Source organism: Enterococcus sp. DIV1537a (assembly GCF_051712085.1).
In the GTDB taxonomy this organism is placed as follows: domain Bacteria; phylum Bacillota; class Bacilli; order Lactobacillales; family Enterococcaceae; genus Enterococcus; species Enterococcus faecalis.
Genome location: NZ_JBIOOE010000001.1, coordinates 667,207 through 687,825 on the forward strand (window position 1 = coordinate 667,207; position 20,619 = coordinate 687,825).

The window sequence follows — 20,619 nt, forward strand, 5'->3', positions numbered from 1 at the left end:
TTTTTCTTCCCCTGTAAATAATAAAGTTAGAAACCAAAACGCTACTAGGACAAAAGTGCTTAGTAGACAATCTTAGAATAAAAAGAACGGCGCAACCACGGTTGCGCCGTTCTTTTTTTATGTAAGCAAAGATTAATTATTGAAACAACAATACGAAGAAGTGCTTTCTTCGTATTGCCGGTACTAAGTTGTACCTCGGCAACTCCAAGTACAATCAGAAAAATTGTCTTGTTAAGTACAGCTTATACTGTTTAGGCTTCTTGTTCTACATCGTCATTCAGTGTTTCTTTGAAGGTGAACACATCATCAATGGTTACGCCAAAGACGTTCGCGATGTCATGCGCAAGAAGTAATGAAGGATTGTACTTGTTTCGTTCCAGTTGAATAATTGTTTGTCGAGAGACACCGACTCGATTGGCCAAATCTTGCTGAGTCATACGAGCCATAGCACGATAAACATGAATTGAACTTTCAAACGAAGATTTTTTCTTTTTTCGCATAGCATTCCCTCCTTTAAAAGAAGATAAAATAGAATGTGCACCTTGAATATAACACATATGATTATTTGATACAAATATATTTTATTGCCTAAAAGAAAAAACCGAGCTTAAATTTAAGCTCGGCCTTGTTAACGGGAAGACATCAATTGGTTGAATAAGTGTTTACATTTCGCGATACATGTAAAGCAAAAGGTGAACGTGATGTGGTGAAACTAAAACCTTGTTTTCATACAGTTTCGACGCTTGGATGGTGGATAACTTGCGTTAGGTGATAACAGATAGGGTAAATGCTTTATAGAAACTCCATCCTTCTATAACCTTTCCCTATTTTCCGATACGAGTTATCACTAACAATTACTCTACACGTATTGTTTACAGGTGAATCTTGCAATTCTAACAACTTTGAGTTTACCGATTTTTATCTACTGAGAAAATCTTCAACCAATTGATTTGCATGTCCTCCTTACACTTAAAGAATAGCACTTTTTGGAAGCGTTTGCAAGTTATAACACTTATTAATAAGATTAAATATAATATTTTTCTGGTTATTTTATAACATGTAAAATAAATAATTGTGCGAACTAAATAACATTGTATTTTTTTGTTGTTTTGTGTTGAATATATAGAAATAAACTATTTTTTTATCAGACAAAATGAAAAAAATGTCCATTGCTTTTTGGCTGAATTCGTTTCTTTTTTCATAAAATTCCCATAATCAAATAGAAACATTGTTGTAGCAACAACGAAAATACCAGTTTTTTTCGGGCATATGAGAGAACGCTAAGCCAAAGATGAAAAAAGTTGCGTGTTCAAAAAAAATCATGTTATATTTAATAGAGACACTATTATATAGGAAGAAAAAATTAGAGGGGGAATAGGATGGAAGCTTACAAGCAAACTGTCGATACTGTCACAAAAGAAGTTTCAGTCAATACTGAAACTGGTTTAACACAACAAGAGGCCCAACAACGGCTGAAAGAAAATGGCCGCAATCAATTTGAAGAGGCTAAGAAGGATTCTGTGTTAAAGAAATTCATTCACAGTTTATCTGATTTTACGACGATTATTTTATTAGTTGCTGCGGCAATTTCGTTTTATACAGCAATCGTAACAGAACATGGCGAATATTTTGAAGGAATCTTAATTATTGCAATTGTGATTATCAATGCTGTTTTAGCCATTGTTCAAGAAGGAAATGCTGAAAAATCTCTGGCGGCTTTACAAGACATGAACAAGCAAAGTAGTGCAGTCTTACGAGATGGCAAGGTAATCGAAGTCGATGCTGAAGAACTAGTAGTAGGAGATGTTCTAGTTCTTGAAGCTGGTTCAATGATTACAGCCGATGCACGACTTATTCAAGCTTCTCAAATGCGCGTAGAAGAGTCAGCACTAACAGGTGAAAGTGAACCTGTTGAAAAAGATCCTACATACGTGGGGCATGACGATGATGGCTTAGGAGATCAAATAAATATGATTTTCAAAGGCTGTACCGTTGTGAATGGCCGCGGACGAGCAGTAGTAACTGCAACAGGAATGAATACAGAAATGGGTAAAATTGCTGGGTTACTGAATAACAGCGATCAGCAAAAAACACCATTACAAAAACGCTTGAATCAATTAGGCAAACGTATTAGTTTGTTAGCCTTAGGGGCTGCGGCAATTGTTTTCATTATTGGTGAACTGCAAGGAGAACCGCTTCTTGAAATGTTTATGACAGCCGTTTCCTTAGCGGTGGCAGCTGTACCAGAAACACTAACCGTGATTGTAACGTTAACCTTAGCATATGGTGTTCAAAAAATGGCTAAGAAACATGCGATTATTCGTCGATTGCCAGCAGTAGAAACGCTAGGAACTGCGAATGTTATCTGTTCTGATAAGACAGGAACACTGACACAAAATAAAATGCGTGTCCGCCGAGTATGGCATCGTGGTGATGAAGTAACGGATACGGAAGATGCCATGACCGATGAAGCCATGGAAGTACTGAAAATGGCTGCTTTATGTACAGATGTCATTGTGGAAAAAGAAGGCGATGAATTAACTGTTACAGGAAATCCGACAGAAGCGGCAATTGTTCGTGCTGTCGAAGAAAATTATCATACGAAAGAAGAACTTGAAGAAAAATATCCTCGTATTGGTGAAATTCCCTTTGATTCAGAACGAAAAATGATGACTACGGTCCATCAATGGGGGAAAAAGTACATCTCAATTACTAAAGGAGCCTTTGATGTGTTACTACCTCGTTTTGGTTTCGGAGATGTCGATCAAGCGGCTATTGTTAATGATCGTTTCGGAAAACGAGCGTTACGAGTTATTGCTGTCGGTTATGCCGTATATGATGAACCACCCAAGGAAATTACATCGGAGGCTTTAGAAAAAAATCTTCGCTTGTTAGGCTTAATTGGCATGATTGATCCACCACGTCCAGAAAGTAAGGGCGCCATTGCTCGTGCGAAAAAAGCTGGAATTAAAACAGTCATGATTACTGGTGATCACGTGGTAACAGCCAGTGCAATTGCTAAAGAATTAGGAATTTTAAAAGATAAAAGTGAAGCCTTATCTGGTTCAGAACTGAAAAAAATGAGTGATGAAGAATTAGATAAACGGGTTAAAGATTTATCCGTTTATGCACGTGTAACCCCTGAAGATAAAATTCGAATTGTTCAATCATGGCAACGTTCTGGCGCTGTTGTAGCAATGACCGGAGATGGCGTGAATGATGCGCCAGCCTTGAAAGCTAGTGATGTCGGTTGCGCAATGGGGATTACTGGAACAGATGTGGCCCAAGGCGCTTCAGATATGATTTTGACGGACGATAACTTTGCAACTATTGTTGATGCGGTTGCGCAAGGACGTGCCGTGTACCGAAATATTCGTAAAGCCATTAACTTCTTGTTAAGCTGTAATATTTCTGAGATTTTTATTGTTTTAATTGCCATGTTACTTGGTTGGGGTGCGCCATTTACTGCAGTTCAACTGTTGTTTGTTAACGTGGTCGCAGATGGGTTACCTGGTTTTGCATTAGGAAAAGAACCAGCGGAAAAAGGAATTATGGATGAGGCACCAATCCCTAAAAATGAAGGGATTTTTGCACGAGGCTTATGGCAAAAGATTGGGATTAATGCAGCAGTGTTCACAGTCATTACTTTGTTTGGTTTTTATCTAGGTGCTTTTGTACCAGGTGTTTCAGCCTATGTTTCAAACAGCTATGAAGTGGGACAAACAGTGGCATTTTTAATCTTAGCTTATTCCTCTATCTTACATGTCTTTAATGTTCGTAGTGCGAACTCTGTTTTCCGTGTAAAATTATCAAGCAACAAGTCGCTCTTTGAAATGGTCGTTTTAGCATTACTAATTACCACAACCATTGCTTTATTACCATTCACACAAGAACTATTTGGATTAGTGCATATTAGTTTAAATCATTGGATGTTAGCAATTTTCCTATCCTTTGTGCCAATTTTCGTCAATGAAATGATTAAGTTCCATTTCTCTGAAGTTGAAGAGGAAGAAGAAGTAATTTAAATTTAACAGGAATAAAAGGAGCTACTTTTGTTCAGAAAATTATCTTAATAGTTAGCAAGTGGGGCAGCAGTCGTTTCGACTGCTGCCCCACTTATTTTTGATTTTCCTTTTTTCAAAATAGGTGGGTTTCTTATCTAAGATGGATATTCTCTAATAAAAAGACTTGCTAAACGATTTAAAACGTATTATAGTGAGTAGCATCGTTAGTCAAAAAGCGCTTTTTGACTAATGAAAAAGATATATAAAACGTTATATAATAAAGAGTTTTAAAAGTTTTTATGGAGCTGTTGGTTAAACTAAACGAAGTCATTTCTTTTGTAGGAGGAAAGTATTGTGTTACACAAAGCAGAGGGGTTTGATCGTCGGAAATTTACGATGGCAGGGATCTTAGTTGCCATGGGCGTTGTCTATGGAGATATTGGAACGAGCCCTTTATATGTAATGAAAGCCATTGTAGGAGATAATGGTGGCTTGGCACGGGTTTCTGAATCGTTTATTTTAGGTTCGGTCTCGTTAATTTTTTGGACATTGACTATCTTAACCACGATTAAATATGTTGTTATTGCTTTAAATGCTGATAACCATGGAGAAGGTGGGATTTTCTCTCTTTATACATTGGTTCGTAAAAAAAGTAAGTATTTGATTATTCCCGCAATGATTGGCGGCGCCGCTTTACTGGCTGATGGCGTTTTGACCCCAGCTGTGACAGTGACGACAGCGATCGAAGGCTTACGGGGGATTCCGGCATTTTTTGAACGTTTTGGCAATGACCAAACGATTATAGTGGTTATTACGTTGACGATTATTTTAATTCTTTTTTCTGTTCAACGATTTGGAACAGAATTGGTCGGGAAAGCTTTTGGGCCGATTATGTTCTTGTGGTTTACTTTTTTAGGCATCATTGGTTTAATGAATTTTAGCCAAGATTGGACGGTTATTCGTGCATTAAATCCATATTATGCTTTGCAATTACTAGTCAGTCCAGAAAATAAATTAGGTCTATTTATTTTAGGGAATATTTTCTTGGCTACAACTGGTGCTGAAGCTTTATATTCTGATTTAGGGCATGTAGGAAAAATGAATATCCGCATTAGCTGGCCGTATATTAAGATTTGTTTGATTCTTAATTATTTAGGTCAAGCTGCATGGTTGTTAACGGTCAAAGAAAACCCTGAAATGCAGGCATTAGCTGAAATTAACCCATTTTTCCAAATGATTCCACGAGGTATTCTCGTATTTGGCGTTGTTTTTGCAACAATCGCCGCAGTGATTGCTTCGCAAGCGTTAATATCAGGTTCGTATACTTTAGTTTCTGAAGCGATTAAATTGAAGTTATTACCAAGACTTAAAATTATTTATCCTGGGAGCAATATCGGTCAAATGTATATTCCAGCGGTGAATTTAATTTTATGGTTAGCTTGTTCAGCAATCGTGCTGGCTTTTAGAACATCGACACACATGGAAGCTGCGTATGGTCTATCGATTACGATTACGATGTTAATGACAACCATTTTATTGTTGTTTTATCTTTTGGATAAAATTCCAGCTTGGTCTGCGTATCTAATTTCCTTGTTCTTTGCTGCCATTGAAGTTGTCTTTTTCTTTTCAAGTGCTGCGAAGTTTTTCCATGGTGGATATGTTGCTGTGGGAATGGCAGTCTTCTTGTTATGCATCATGATTATTTGGGAACGCGGCAACGAGATTAAGGAAGCAACGGCGGAACAAGTGTCGCTGGAAAAATATGTACCACAACTTAAAGCTTTGAAAGAAGATACATCTGTACCTATGTATCAAACCAACGTGGTCTTTTTAACCTCCGATCGAGTGGACGGCGAAATTAATCGTAATATTATTTATTCGATTTTGGACAAACAACCAAAACGAGCGAACGTTTATTGGTTTGTTAATGTTCAGGTAACAGATGAACCCTTTACTCAAGAGTATTCTGTTGACATGCTAGGAACTGATTTTATTGTGCAAGTTCAGCTATATTTAGGCTTCCATATTTCTCAAGAAGTGAATGTATATTTAAGACAAATTGTTCATGACTTGATGAAAACAGGCCGCTTGCCAAAACAGCCACAACGTTATTCATTAACGCCAGGGAGAGAAGTTGGCGATTTCCAATTTGTATTAATTCAAGAAGAATTATCTAACGTTTCTGAACTGAAAAAATGGGATCGACAAATTATGCAGGCAAAATTAGCTATTAAAAACTTAACTACCTCTCCTGAAAGTTGGTTTGGCTTGGAATACAGTGAAGTCAAATATGAATCTGTTCCTTTAATCATTGGCCCACAACGGAAAACGCACTTAGTCGAACGAAAGAATCGTTCATAAATAGAAGAAATTTAACTAAAAGATTGAGCCTAGGTCCTTGAGATACATGGCTCAATCTTTTTTGTAGAATCAGAGTAAATACTGTAATTCCACAAAGAATTCATTTAAAAGTGTTTGGTCTTTAAAGGAATTCATTCGCTTAAAGATGGCCAGTAAGACTTCTTTTTGTGGTTCAGTTAATTGATCTACTTTTAACAAAGGAAGAAAAGCGATAATCAGAGAATAATCCAATTCTGGATTTTGAGAATGTGTAAATAATTCATGTAGTTCCGACAAAATAAACGGATGATAATAAGATTGGTCAGACTGTTCTTCTGCAGTTGTTGGTTCATAAATAGAAATACTCTCTTGGGAATGAGAGGGGGCTTCTACTGTTAACGGAAAAGTATAAAAGGACTGCTGTAACTTTTGCGCTTGAATCATAATTTTTAAGGAATCGTGATAGGATAGCTGTTCTTCAGATAAACGTACCATCAACTGAGTAAAAAAAGGTGGTTTTAGCAGTTGTTTATTTTGAAAATTTTCTTTCAATAGCTGGCGCACAAATCGATCAAAATCACCATAAAGTAGCCAATCTACTGTTGTGTCGCAGGCTTTAGCGATTTTTTTTAAGTATCGTTTATTGGGTAAATTCAAACCTAGTTCCCAGTTACTAATTGTACTTCCACTAGATAAACCAATTTTATTGGCTAAATAACGTAAAGTGTACTTCTTCTTTTTTCGAGCTTCACGCATGCGCGCCCCGACTTGCTTTGTAGTAATTTTCATTGAAACACTCCTTTTGTAATAAATATGAGGATAAGGTGTTCTTAAAATATACATACGCAAAATTCGGCTCCTTTTTTTTCTAAACTAAAAAAGTAATTATTTCTAACAATTTTCATCTTGTGCTATGCTTAAGATGAAAATACTTAAGAAGAGAAGGGATCATATGTCAGCAAAACATAATCATGAACAACATCAGGAAAAACAGCCAACAATGTCCCACGATAAAATGAATCACATGAATCATGACATGGCGCATGAACAAATGGCTATGTCACACCAACATGAAGGAATGAAGGGAATGGACCATTCAATGCATATGGGGAATTTTAAACAAAAATTCTGGCTGTCATTGATTTTAGCTATTCCGATTATTGTTCTTTCACCAATGATGGGTTTTCAATTACCTTTTCAATTTACTTTTCCAGGTTCTGATTGGTTGGTCTTAATTTTAGCAACAGTGCTATTTTTTTATGGTGGACAACCATTTTTAAGTGGCGCTAAAATGGAATTACAGCAAAAGAGTCCAGCAATGATGACGTTAATTGCGATGGGGATTTCGGTATCATATTTTTACAGCTTATATGCGTTTTACATGAATCATTTTACGAATCAGGCCCACGTGATGGACTTTTTCTGGGAATTAGCCACTCTGATTGTTATTATGCTTTTAGGCCATTGGATTGAAATGAATGCTATTTCTAATGCTGGTGATGCCTTGAAAAAAATGGCTGAACTGTTGCCTGACACAGTCAAGCGAATGACTGAACATGGGGAAGAAGAAATTCCTTTGCAAGATGTCCAAGAAGGCGATCGCTTGATTGTTCGTTCGGGAGATAAAATTCCGACAGATGGTAAAATTTTGAAAGGAAGCACAACAGTCGACGAATCGATGGTTACAGGGGAATCAAAAACAGTAGAAAAAAACATTGGTGACTCCGTGATTGGTGGAGCTGTCAATGGCAACGGAATGATTGAAATTTCGGTAACTGGCACGGGTGAAAATAGTTACCTGTCAAAAGTTATGGAGATGGTTAAACAAGCGCAATCGGAAAAATCAAAACTAGAATCCATTTCAGACCGTGTAGCCAAGTGGTTATTCTATATTGCCTTATTCGTAGGTGTGTTAGCATTTATCGGTTGGTTACTCGTAACGAAAGATTTGTCTCTAGCATTTGAACGAATGGTTACAGTTTTTATTATTGCCTGTCCCCATGCGTTAGGCTTAGCAATTCCTTTAGTGATTGCTAGAAGTACCTCCATTGCTGCTAAAAATGGCTTACTTTTAAAAAATCGGAATGCATTAGAACAAGCCAATAAGGTTGAATATGTGTTGCTGGATAAAACTGGAACTTTAACAGAAGGACAATTTACAGTTACTGGCTTAGAATTAATGAGTAAGCAGTTTACTAGAGAAGAAGCACTTAAATATATTGGGGCATTGGAAAAAAATGCAAATCATCCGTTGGCAATTGGGATCATGAACTATTTAAATAAACAAGCCGTTCAACCTTATGAAGCCCATAATCTGCAAGCTTTATCAGGCGTAGGACTGGTTGCTACTGTTCAAAACCAAGAAGTCAAAATAGTCAATGAAAAAGAAGTTGCACGGTTACAGTTAACCTTCGATGAAACAATTAAAACAAACTATCAAGAGCAAGGAAACACCTTGAGCTATTTAATCATCGCTGGTCAATTAGTCGCACTGCTTGCTTTAGGAGATAAAGTCAAACCAGAAGCTAAAACATTTATTGCAGAGTTACAAGCGCAAGGAATTACGCCAGTCATGTTAACAGGGGATAATCAAACAGCTGCCAGTGCAGTTGCTAATTATTTAGGAATGAAGGAATACTACGCAGAGCTCTTACCAGAAGATAAAGAAAAAATTGTACAACAATATCTTACTGAGGGACATCAGGTCATGATGGTAGGAGACGGTATTAATGATGCACCAAGTTTAGCCCGTGCTTCAATCGGCATTGCGATAGGCGCTGGTACAGATGTAGCGATTGATTCGGCAGATGTTGTACTGACGGATAGTGATCCTAAAGATATTTTAAGGTTCTTAGATTTAGCCAAACAAACACGACGTAAAATGATCCAAAATCTTTGGTGGGGAGCTGGGTACAATATTGTCGCCATTCCTTTAGCGGCTGGGGTTCTTGCACCAATTGGGATTGTTTTAAATCCAGCTGTAGGTGCTGTCTTGATGTCATTAAGTACAATTATTGTAGCAGCAAATGCTATGACACTGCATATTTCAAAAAAATAATTCGATATAATTGTAGAGAGCGGAAAGTAATCAATACTTTTTGTTCTCTATTTTTTTCTTCTTAAAAAAATTTTTGCCTTATTTGACGTATTCTTATAACAAGGGAGTGAAAGGGGACGATATATGGATTTCAAGGAATTATTGTCTTTTGAACATAAAAATATGTTGGAATTGTTGGATTTACTGCAACAAGAGCAGACATTTTCTGTTTTGATGGCTGCAGAAAAACTAAAGGTGAGCGACAAAACCATCCATTGTTACATTCAACGTTTTGAAAAAAAGCAGGAAGCGTTTAAGATAGAAGGGCTTTGTAAGATTTATACAACGACCAAAGGAATTGTAAAATATCGTGAATTATGCGTTTGTGGCTTGGCTCGGTTTAGACAAAAATTTTGTTATTTTATTCCCGAATTTTATATTTTACGTTGTCTAATTGAAGAGCGAATCAATTATGCGCAATTGACCCAGGTATTGGGATTACAGGAATCAACTCTTCGGAAGAAACTGTCTAATATTCGACGTTGGCTAGTTAATTTTGATATTATTGTACGTCAAAAACATTACGATTTAACTGGCAATGAATGGCAAATTCGACAGTTAATCCTTTGTTTTTATTTGTTTTTTCAAGAAAGCTGTCTGGAAGAAAACAGAGACATGACTCGGAAAATCATTACCTTTTTTGAGTTGGATTTAAATGTGGCACAACAGAATCATCTTAGTTGGCTAATTTATATTTGGGAGAGACGGTACCGAGACGGGCATGGAATTTCAGTGCCAAATGCTAATTTATTTCAACAAACAAGTGCTTTTTTTTATTTATTTCGTGTGGAAGTGTTGAGCACTTCCTTTATATCTCTTAAAGAACAAAAAGCGTTATTTGTGATTCTTGAAGCACATTTTGGTGGTTGCTTTGGCAAGAGAGCGCGAAAGTATTTTATTCATGAGCAAATGAAAATGGAAAGTTTATGCTTAAAAACAGCTATTTTTATTATGAAAGAAATTAGGAGAAATTTTACACAACATCATTTTAATTATCAAGAAATTCATTTATGTCGATTTTTAAGTACGCATATGAATAGTTTATTAGACGGACAAGCATGGTTGCCAGCTCATAAACAGGAACAAACACTCGCTGTACGTTATCATCAAACTTGGCACAGATTACAGAAACTAATTAGGCTTTTAAAACGCCTGTATCCAGTCTTTACTTCAGTAAAAGAAAGGGAATTGACGAGTTGCTATTTTTATCACATCCTAGATTTATTTGACCCGATTTTATATGAAAAAAAATATATTATTTGCCTATTGACGGACTTTCCTCCAGAAAAGGAACAAGCGCTGGGGCAATCTATAAAAAACTATTTCAGTGAAAAAAAGAATATTACAATTATTCATGGAAAACCAACGTATCAACTTCACCAAGCACACCTCTTAATTGTCAATCATTTGTTTCAGATGAACGTAGCGCTTTCTTCTGAGACAGTTGTTTATTTGCCAGAGGAATTATCTCCTGCTTTTTTTGAAAAAGTCGAAGCGAATCTACCATAAGAAGTCCAATTTTGTCTAAATAGTGTTAAAATGAAGAAGTAAGAGGAATGGATGAGGAGGATATTAAAATGAAACAACTGCAATTTGGTACAAGTGACGAAACTGTTTCTTCGGTTATCTTAGGATGTATGCGCTTAAATGGTGCTGAAAATCCTCAACAGGTAATTGAAACTGCTTATGATCACGGCATTACATTTTTTGATCACGCCGACATTTATGGTGGCGGCGACTGCGAAACCATTTTTGGTAAGGCCTTAAAAGAAAGTGCCATTCGTCGTGAAGATATTTTTATACAAACGAAATGTGGGATTCGCCAAGGCTTTTTTGACTTTTCGAAAGCACATATTTTAGAAGCGGTCGAAGGGAGTTTACAGCGTTTAGGTGTAGATTCAGTCGATGCATTATTGTTGCATCGTCCAGATACTTTAGTGGAACCAGAAGAAGTAGCTGAAGCTTTTCATTTATTAGAAAAACAAGGGAAAGTTCGCTATTTTGGTGTAAGTAACCAAACGCCAGGACAAATTGAACTTTTAAAAACAGCTGTTAAACAACCGTTATTAGCCAATCAATTACAATTTGGCATCAAGCATACTGGCATGGTGGATCAAGGCTTACAAACAAATATGGAAATATCAGGAAGCATTGATTATGATCATGGTATTTTAGATTATTCACGGTTGAAACAAATGACTATTCAAGCATGGTCACCGTACCAATATGGTTATTTTGAAGGTGTCTTTATTGGAAATGAAAAATTCCCTGAGTTAAATCAAAAATTAAGCGAATTGGCTGAAAAATATCAAACAACGCCAACTGGCTTAGCCAGCAGCTGGATTCTGCGCCACCCTGCTAATATGCAAGTCATCGCAGGAAGTATGAATCTTGGTAGAATTGAAGAAATTGCTAAAGCAGCAGACATTGTGATTAGTCGCGAAGATTGGTACGATATTTATCGTGCAGCGGGAAATGTTTTGCCGTAAAAAAGATTCTCATACTTGTGAAGATCCAGCGTGTATTGCTGATTGATTTTGGTATTTGATATAGTTGTCACTAAGGAACTATATCAAATACCTTTTTCTTTCATTCTGCAATCGCCGTCTACTGCAAATTCTGTAGTTTTTTGTTAAAATAGAAAGGAAACTAGTTTGCTAAAGATGAGGGGAAAAAAATGACCAAAAAAAAATTATTACTCGTTGATGGAAACAGTGTAGCCTTTCGTGCATTTTTTGCGCTACATAACTCATTAGAACGATTCAAAAATAAGAACGGCTTGCATACAAATGCTATTTATGCATTTAACAATATGTTTGAAAATGTAATGCAAAAAGAAATGCCTACTCATGTTTTAGTCGCTTTTGATGCAGGGAAAACCACATTCAGAACAGAATTTTATTCAGAATATAAAGCCGGACGTTCAAAAACACCGGGGGAATTTAAAGAACAAATGCCGTATATTCGTGAACTTTTAGAAGGTTTAGGCGTAAAATATTATGAACTACCTAACTATGAAGCAGATGATATTATTGGTACATTAGCCAACAAAGTTGATAAAGATGAATTTGATGTTGTTGTGTTATCAGGGGACCGAGATTTGACACAATTAGCGACGGACACTGTCAAAGTAGATATCACTGTTAAAGGAGTTAGCGATATTGAATCATATACGCCTGAGCATATTGCTGAAAAATATGATGGATTAACGCCTAAGCAAATTATTGATATGAAAGGGTTGGCTGGCGACACGTCGGATAATATTCCAGGTGTAACGAAAATCGGTGAGAAAACCGCGATTAAGCTGTTAAAACAATATGGCTCAGTTGAAGGGGTTTATGAGAACATCGATGAAATGAAAAAAAGCAAAATGAAAGAAAACTTGATTAATGATAAAGAGCAAGCCTTTCTTTCTAAACGTTTAGCGACAATTGAAGTCAATGCACCAGTCGAAGTCAATGTGGAAGACTTGGCATATGAAGGGAAAAACTTAGAAAAATTGGTTCCTTTTTATAAAGAAATGGACTTTAAACAATTTTTAGCTAAGTTGGACATTACAGAAGAACCTGTTGAAATGGAAGATATTTTATTTGAAGTAGTCGAAGATCAGTTAACCAATGAAATGTTTACAGACGATATGGCTCTTTATGTTGAGATGATGGAAGATAACTATCACACGTCACCGATTGTCGGCCTTGCTTGGGGCAACGACAAGAAGATTTATACCACGAATAATTTAGCTGTTTTTGAAAGTCAGCCATTTATTGATTGGTTGATGGATGAGACACGTAAAAAAAATGTCTACGATGCTAAACGGACGTACGTTGCGTTAAATCGCTATGTAGGAAAAATGACAGGGATTGCCTTTGATGTTTTATTGGCTGCTTATTTACTTGATACCAATGACAATAACGCTGATATTGAAGGTGTAGCACAACATTACGGATATGATGCGATTCAATCTGATGAAGCCATTTATGGAAAAGGGGCCAAAAAAGGCTTGCCAGAGGACGAAGAAGTTTTCTTTGGTCATTTAGCACGTAAGATTAAAGCAATTCAATTTTTAACAAGCAAATTAGATAGCGAATTAACAGAAAAGAATCAAGCTGATTTATTCTATAAAATGGAATTACCACTTTCTCGTATTTTAGGCGATATGGAAATAACTGGGATCCGTGTTGATGCCACGCGCTTAAAAGAAATGCAGGTAGAATTTTCAGAACGTCTGAAAGAAATCGAAGAAAAAATCTATGCAGAAGCTGGCGAAGAATTTAATTTGAACTCACCTAAACAATTAGGCGTTATTTTATTTGAAAAAATGGGCTTACCTGTGATCAAAAAGACCAAAACTGGTTATTCAACAGCGGTAGATGTTTTAGAACAACTAAAAGAACAAGCACCAATTGTGGCAGATATTTTAACTTATCGTCAAATTGCCAAAATTCAATCGACCTATGTTGAAGGACTCTTAAAAGTAATTCAGCCAGATAATAAAATTCATACTCGGTATGTACAAACACTGACACAAACAGGACGATTAAGCTCAGTAGATCCTAATTTACAAAACATTCCTATCCGTTTAGAAGAAGGCCGAAAAATTAGAGAAGCCTTCGTACCAAGAGAGGATAATTGGTTGATTTTCTCTTCTGATTACTCTCAAATCGAGTTACGTGTGCTCGCGCATATTTCTAATGATGAGCATTTAAAAGAAGCGTTTGTGGAAGGGCAAGATATCCATGCCAGCACTGCAATGCGAGTTTTCGGTGTCGAAAAAGCAGAAGATGTCACACCTAACATGCGTCGTCAAGCTAAAGCGGTGAATTTTGGAATTGTCTATGGTATCAGTGATTATGGCTTGTCCCAAAACTTAGGCATTACTAGAAAGCAAGCGCAACAATATATTGACACCTATTTTGAAAAATATCCAGGCGTGAAACAGTACATGGAAGAGATTGTCCGCGATGCCAAAGACAAAGGCTATGTGGAAACATTGTATCATCGCCGTCGTTATTTAAGTGATATTAATTCAAGAAACTTTAATCTACGTTCATTCGCTGAACGTACAGCGATTAATACACCGATTCAGGGAAGTGCCGCAGATATTTTAAAAATTGCGATGATTGAAATGGCGCGTCGTTTAAAAGAAGAAAAATTACAAGCGACAATGTTATTACAAGTGCACGATGAATTAGTTTTTGAAGTACCAGAATCAGAATTAGAACAATTAAATCAACTCGTCAAAGAAGTGATGGAGCACGCAGTTTCCTTACATGTGCCACTTATCACCGATAGCAGTTGGGGAAAAACATGGTATGAAGCAAAATAATAGCTTACCCATTAAGAACGATGAATAAAATAAGGATAAGTAGGATCTGGACGTTGGTATCTAAGCGTTCAGACCTCTTTATATAAAGGAGCAAAAATAATGCCAGAATTACCAGAAGTAGAAACAGTGCGAAAAGGACTTGAAAAACTTGTTGTAGGAAAAACCATTCAAGAAGTCATTGTTTTTTGGCCAAGAATTATTGAATCACCAGAAGTTGATGTATTTCAAGGTCAATTAGCTGGTCAAACGATTGAAGGAATTGAGCGAAGAGGAAAATTTCTGATTTTTAAATTGTCTGATAATGATATGATTTCTCACTTACGGATGGAAGGAAAATATGAATTTCATCAGGCTGATGATGAAATTGCCAAACATACCCATGTAATGTTTACTTTTACAGATGGCACGCAATTACGTTATTTAGATGTACGGAAATTTGGCCGTATGACATTGGTTCCTAAGAATCAAGGTCATCAATATAAAGGGATTTTAGCTTTGGGCCCAGAGCCAACACCAGACGTTTTCCAATTAGCTACTTTTCAACAAGGCTTGAAAAAGCATCATAAAGCAATTAAGCCATTGCTGTTAGATCAAAAGCTAGTGACGGGCTTGGGGAATATTTATGTAGATGAAGCACTTTGGCAAGCGCAAATCCATCCAGAACAACCAGCAGATTCCTTAAAACCTGCGGAAGTTGCTACGTTGTATCAAGCAATCATTGACGTCTTGGCACGCGCTGTTGAAGCAGGTGGAACCACCATCCGCACCTATCTAAACGCGTTAGGAGAAGCAGGGACTTTTCAAGTAGCGTTGAATGTCTATGGGCAAACAGGCTTACCTTGCAATCGTTGTGGTACGCCAATTGTTAAAACAAAAGTGGCGCAACGTGGCACGCATTATTGTCCACAATGCCAACAATTGAAAGGTCGTCGATTGAAATGACAAAAGTTTTAGGCATTACAGGAGGGATTGCGACAGGTAAAAGTACGGTTGTTGCTCTTTTAAAAAAAGCGGGTTATCCAATTGTTGACGGCGACATTATCGCCCGCGAAATTGTTGCAAAAGGGCAACCAGCCTTAGCCGCAATCGTTGAAACTTTCGGACCAGAAATAGTATTAACAACTGGTGAATTGGATCGGAAAAAGTTAGGACAATTAATTTTCGCTAGTCCTCAAAAAAGAGAGCTGTTAAATGAAACGCTGAAACCTTTTTTAAGAAAAGAAATTTTACGTCAAATTGAAGAAGCTAAAAAGAAAGCCTCCCTGGTTATTGTTGATATTCCTCTGCTTTATGAAGCTCATTATGAGGCGATTATGGATCAAGTTGCTGTGGTATATGTACCAGAAAAGATTCAAAAAGAGCGTCTGATGGCCCGAAACCAATTAACAGAAGAAGAAGCGCAACAACGAATTGCTAGCCAATGGCCGATTGAAATGAAAAAAGAACGAGCAGATATCGTGTTTGATAACCAAGGAACTAGAGAAGAAACGGAACAACAAGTGAAGAAGTGGCTAGAGGAACAAACTGGAAAGAAGTGAATATTTTTTTAATGGCGTAAAATGTTTTGAAAATTTCAGAAAAAACAGTGAAAGTCTTTGTTTTTATTAAAGAATGGCAAAGATTCAACTAAGAACCAGTTCTAAAGACCTAGTAATAGCGCAATTTCATGTTATAATATAGGCAACAAAAATTATACAGAATAGAAGAGGTGAACGTTATGCGTTGTCCAAGATGTCATCATAATAATTCCCGTGTTATTGATAGCCGTCAAGCAGATGATGGACGTGCAATTCGCCGTCGTCGTGAATGTGAAAATTGCAGTTATCGGTTCACTACATTTGAAAGAATTGAAGCGGCGCCATTACTTGTAATCAAGAAAAATGGGGATCGTGAAGAATTTAATCGTGATAAAATTTTGCGGGGGCTCATTCGCTCTGCGGAAAAAAGACCCGTTGCTATGGAACAAATGGTTCAAATTGTCGATAATGTTGAAAATCGAGTGCGTAGTTTAGGGGAAAATGAAGTCTCTACAACGCTTATCGGTGAATATGTGATGGAAGATTTAGTCAATCTAGATGAAATTGCCTACATCCGCTTTGCGAGTGTTTATCGACAATTCAAAGATATGAGCGTGTTTTTGAAAGAGTTACAGGACATTGTCGACAAAGCAAAATCTTCTTCTCCTGACTCAGAAAATTAAAAAGGAGGTCTTTCTTTGAAAGGAAATCGGCAAAGAATCCAACCAAAAAATATTTTTCAAGCGGTTATTGATTCACCGCTTTCTGATCAAGAGAAAGAGGTTTTAACCTTTTTATATCAACCAATTGTCGGCGCCAATGCGTTTAGTTTATATTGGCTTTTGTTATCTGAAACAACAGACTCAGAGGAGAATGGCTCGCTGTTTCATGCAGATTTAATTAGTTTGCTGGACTTGAGTTGCCAACAATTAGAAGAAGCTTGCTACAAATTAGAAGGCATTGGGTTGCTAGAAACGTATAAAAAAACAGATCGGGAATTAGGAGATTGTTATTTATATTATTTAAAAGCACCTGAAACAGCCGCTCGTTTTTTTAAAGATGAAGTGTTAGCTTTAGTGTTATTTAACCGGGTTGGACAACGGAAATTTGATCAATTAGTGCAAAAGTTCCAACCGCATCCTACTAAAACAGAGGGCTATCAAAATGTTTCCGCTAGCTTTCAAGAGGTTTATGCCTTTAAAGAAGAACAAATTGTTTCCGAAGCGAACCGATTGACAACGATTCAAGAAACTTTTTCTCAACAAGAAAAATCGAAGAAAATTTCTGTATCAACGGATTCTTTTGATTGGCACTATTTTGTGGAAGGTTTGCACCGTTTAGGGTTACAACTGCCTGAAGATGAGGTTAGTTTTCAAGAAGAAGTCTATGTTTTTCATCAATTATATGGCATCAATGAGTTAGATATGGTAGACTTTGCTTCGAAATCATTTGACTATTATACAAGTCGAATTTTGCCTAAGGAATTAGTGCGAACGATTCATCAAGCGTTTGATCCTGATAAAAAACCACAATCAACAAACGTAGTGACAAACAAGCAAGCACAATTGACGGTGGAAGAGCAACAAACGTATCGATATAACACATTAAAAATGAATGGTTTTTCTGAACTGGATATTCAAATGATTATGGATAGTGAAAAAAATCCGCCTATTCAATATTTAGAAGCTTTAAAAAATAGTCGAGGCGGCTATACGACACCACAAGAACGTTCATTAGTGAAATATTTGGTTGCCAAATCAGGCTTACCGACTAGTGTGATTAATATTTTGATTAACTATGTTTACAACATTCAACAACAACCGACTTTAAAAGCGGAGTATGTGAATCGAATTGCGAATGAATGGGGACAAAGTGGCATTCATTCACCAGAAAAAGCAATTGAACATGTCAGAGAATTGGCAAAACAAAGCCAAACCAAACAAAAACAGCGACAACAAAATTATTCAGGGAAACGCCAAACTGTTCGACAAGAGCGATTGCCAGAATGGGCAGATCAGCCAAACGATGAAACAAAACTTTCCCCAGAAGAACAAGCCGAGTTAGATCGACAAATTCAAGAATTTTTAAACCAAGGAGGTGATCAATGATGGAAGACGTAGGAAAAGAAATGTCAAAAATTATCCAGAAGCGTGACATCAATGAACGATATGAAGAGCTGGTTAACGAAGTATTGAAAGATCAAGATGTTCAAGCTTTTATACAAGCAAACCGAGAGCGTTTAACCGATGAAGATATTCGTAAAAGTTATGCTAAGCTGTATGAATTTGTTCAAGAAAAAAAGAAATTTCAATTAAACGATCCGGCAATGATTGCCCCAGGCTATGAGCCAAGATTAATGTTGAATTTTCATTACATTGATGTAACGTATGTTCCAACGGCTGATTTAATCGCCCGTCAGAAGGAAGAAGAAATTCGCAATCGAGTAAGGGCAATGGACATGCCAAAAGATGTCCGAGAAGCAAATTTACGAGATTTCGATCCATCTTCTCAAGGTCGAGCCAAAGCGTTAGCAGAAGCAATGCAATTTTTAAGAGAATATCCTGCGACACCCAAAGAATTTCATAAAGGGCTCTATTTACAAGGCCCCTTCGGTGTAGGAAAATCTTTCTTATTAGGTGCGATGGCTAATGCTTTAGCAGAACGTGGATTTACTACGACAATTGTTCATTTTCCAACGTTTACAGTAGAAATGAAGCAAGCCATTGGTCGCGATCAAGTTGGTGAAAAGCTCGATGCAGTAAAAAAATCCCCTATATTAATGATTGATGACATTGGTGCGGAATCCATGACTAGTTGGATTCGTGACGACGTTTTAAGCGTAATCTTGCAATATCGAATGCAAGAACAATTAGTTACTTTTTTCTCTTCCAATCTAGATTTAAAAGCTTTAGAAGAGCATTTAACCGTGACGCAACGAGGAGAACAAGAGCCGCTAAAAGCCAGACGAATTATGGAACGTGTGCGTTATCTGTCAAAAGAGATTACGATGACAGGAAATGATCGACGAAACGGTTAAAGCAATCCTTTTATTTTTATGGATTGCTTTTTTTCTTGCGCTTGAAGATGTAGCGTAAGTTTCGCAAAAACAAGTACTTTTGTGTACACTGACAATAAAGAAGTGAGGAAAAGAGGCGTAACAATGAAGAGAAAACTTTGGATTTTTATTGGGGTATTCGTGGTGCTTCTGGGAGGATATTTTCTTTTGTTTAGAGAAAAATCCTATAAAGTAGAGGTGGAAAAAGTGAATCCAAAAATTCAACGCTTAATGTCGACAGACAAACAACATTTTTTAACAAAACATGAATTTCACACAAAAGAAACCGCTGAACGCAAAGATTTGTTGAAGTTTTTTATTGAAACCCGGCTCAAAACAGACGGCGGCTTTTTAACCAATTATTTACCAGATGCTGAACGCAAAGATGTCGCCACAGGACATGAGCTGTTAAGTGAGTCTTCGGGTCTATATTTGCGTAATTTAGCTTTTGATACGCAGGGACGTTTTGATAATTTTTACAAGCAGACGAAAGACACCTTTTACGACGGTATCCAATTTAGTTACCGAATTGACGAACAAGGCAATAAATACAATGTCAATGCCTCGATTGATGATTTACGGATCATTCGTTCATTAATTGAAGCAGGGGGGCATTTTAAAACAGATCAGTACGATCAAGAAATTAAAAAATTAGGCAAGAGTTTTATGAAAACCTCTATGAAAGATAATATTCTAATTGATTTTTACGATAGTAAATCAAAACAACAGTCTTTAGAAACTTCTTTGTTTTATATTGACTTAATTACGCTGGGTTATCTATACAAAGAATTTGGGATTTCAGCAGACTACTTGCAGTATCATTACCAATTAATAGACGATGGCTATATTTCTGATGATTTACCTCTTTATCAAACGAAGTTTAATCATCAAACAAATAAATACGAAAACAACGGAACACTTAATATTATTGAATCTTTATTAACGATTGTCCATTTAAGTGAAGTGGGTATGGCGAAACAGACTAGTATTGATTTTGTACGAAAACAAGTTCAGCAAGGAACGCTTTTTAACTCGTATGATTTAAATGGATCGCCCGTGGATAAAAATCAATCTGCAGCTAGTTATGCGATAGCGGCTTTAATTGGTGTTGCCGAAAATGACAAAGAGTTGTATCGTGCGGCAATTACAGTACTTAATAATTTTCAAATTATGGATTCAAGCAGTCCGATTTATGGAGGATTTGGTGATAAAGTTACGAAACAAGTCTATTCCTATAATAACTTAATGGCTCTTTTGGCCTATGATTTCTAGATGAGGTG

14 protein-coding genes are annotated in these 20,619 nt (G+C 36.7%); 12 read left to right on the plus strand and 2 right to left on the minus strand.

Annotated features, from left to right (window positions below; genetic code table 11):
- Window positions 1-251 precede the first annotated feature (251 nt).
- Window positions 252-557, minus strand: a complete 306-nt coding sequence (locus IGJ41_RS03345; RefSeq protein WP_002355748.1) for a helix-turn-helix transcriptional regulator — start codon at window positions 555-557, stop codon at window positions 252-254.
- A gap of 822 nt (window positions 558-1,379) precedes the next feature.
- On the opposite strand from IGJ41_RS03345, the gene IGJ41_RS03350 reads away from it, so the two are divergent.
- Both IGJ41_RS03350 and IGJ41_RS03355 read left to right on the plus strand, forming a co-directional pair.
- Entirely contained in the window at window positions 1,380-4,025 is a 2,646-nt protein-coding gene (locus IGJ41_RS03350; protein ID WP_002358801.1) for a calcium-translocating P-type ATPase, PMCA-type, read from the plus strand.
- Between the two features lie 333 nt (window positions 4,026-4,358).
- A complete protein-coding gene (locus tag IGJ41_RS03355) occupies window positions 4,359-6,365 on the plus strand; it encodes a KUP/HAK/KT family potassium transporter (protein WP_002381294.1) in 2,007 nt (668 codons plus the stop codon).
- Window positions 6,366-6,434: 69 nt separating this feature from the next.
- Here IGJ41_RS03355 and IGJ41_RS03360 read toward each other — a convergent pair whose 3' ends face one another.
- Complete coding sequence (locus IGJ41_RS03360) at window positions 6,435-7,133, minus strand: helix-turn-helix domain-containing protein (RefSeq protein WP_153854261.1); 699 nt, start codon at window positions 7,131-7,133, stop codon at window positions 6,435-6,437.
- Between the two features lie 124 nt (window positions 7,134-7,257).
- On the opposite strand from IGJ41_RS03360, the gene IGJ41_RS03365 reads away from it, so the two are divergent.
- From IGJ41_RS03365 to IGJ41_RS03410, 10 genes are all read left to right on the plus strand, one after another.
- The gene (locus tag IGJ41_RS03365; protein WP_002361337.1) at window positions 7,258-9,402 is read left to right on the plus strand and encodes a heavy metal translocating P-type ATPase; all 2,145 of its coding nucleotides are present in this window, start codon (window positions 7,258-7,260) and stop codon (window positions 9,400-9,402) included.
- Window positions 9,403-9,525: 123 nt separating this feature from the next.
- Window positions 9,526-10,950, plus strand: a complete 1,425-nt coding sequence (locus IGJ41_RS03370) for a helix-turn-helix domain-containing protein (protein WP_153854262.1) — start codon at window positions 9,526-9,528, stop codon at window positions 10,948-10,950.
- A gap of 68 nt (window positions 10,951-11,018) precedes the next feature.
- Window positions 11,019-11,930: an aldo/keto reductase gene (locus tag IGJ41_RS03375; RefSeq protein WP_002366273.1), complete on the plus strand. Its 912-nt coding sequence runs from the start codon at window positions 11,019-11,021 to the stop codon at window positions 11,928-11,930.
- A 188-nt stretch (window positions 11,931-12,118) separates the two neighbouring features.
- Window positions 12,119-14,767 (plus strand): DNA polymerase I, encoded by a 2,649-nt coding sequence (polA, locus tag IGJ41_RS03380; RefSeq protein ID WP_002361339.1) that lies wholly within the window; start codon window positions 12,119-12,121, stop codon window positions 14,765-14,767.
- Between the two features lie 99 nt (window positions 14,768-14,866).
- Window positions 14,867-15,709 carry a DNA-formamidopyrimidine glycosylase gene (gene mutM, locus IGJ41_RS03385; protein ID WP_002355756.1) on the plus strand — a complete coding sequence of 281 codons (843 nt, stop codon included), beginning with the start codon at window positions 14,867-14,869 and terminating at the stop codon, window positions 15,707-15,709.
- A complete protein-coding gene (coaE, locus tag IGJ41_RS03390; RefSeq protein ID WP_010823441.1) occupies window positions 15,706-16,305 on the plus strand; it encodes a dephospho-CoA kinase in 600 nt (199 codons plus the stop codon). Before mutM ends, coaE begins: the two co-directional genes overlap by 4 nt.
- 179 nt (window positions 16,306-16,484) lie before the next feature.
- Entirely contained in the window at window positions 16,485-16,967 is a 483-nt protein-coding gene (nrdR, locus tag IGJ41_RS03395; RefSeq protein ID WP_002381296.1) for a transcriptional regulator NrdR, read from the plus strand.
- A gap of 15 nt (window positions 16,968-16,982) precedes the next feature.
- Window positions 16,983-18,392: a replication initiation and membrane attachment family protein gene (locus IGJ41_RS03400; RefSeq protein WP_202524486.1), complete on the plus strand. Its 1,410-nt coding sequence runs from the start codon at window positions 16,983-16,985 to the stop codon at window positions 18,390-18,392.
- Window positions 18,392-19,321 (plus strand): primosomal protein DnaI, encoded by a 930-nt coding sequence (dnaI, locus tag IGJ41_RS03405; protein WP_002355760.1) that lies wholly within the window; start codon window positions 18,392-18,394, stop codon window positions 19,319-19,321. Before IGJ41_RS03400 ends, dnaI begins: the two co-directional genes overlap by 1 nt.
- Window positions 19,322-19,402: 81 nt before the next feature.
- Entirely contained in the window at window positions 19,403-20,611 is a 1,209-nt protein-coding gene (locus tag IGJ41_RS03410; RefSeq protein WP_202524487.1) for a hypothetical protein, read from the plus strand.
- Window positions 20,612-20,619 lie beyond the last annotated feature (8 nt).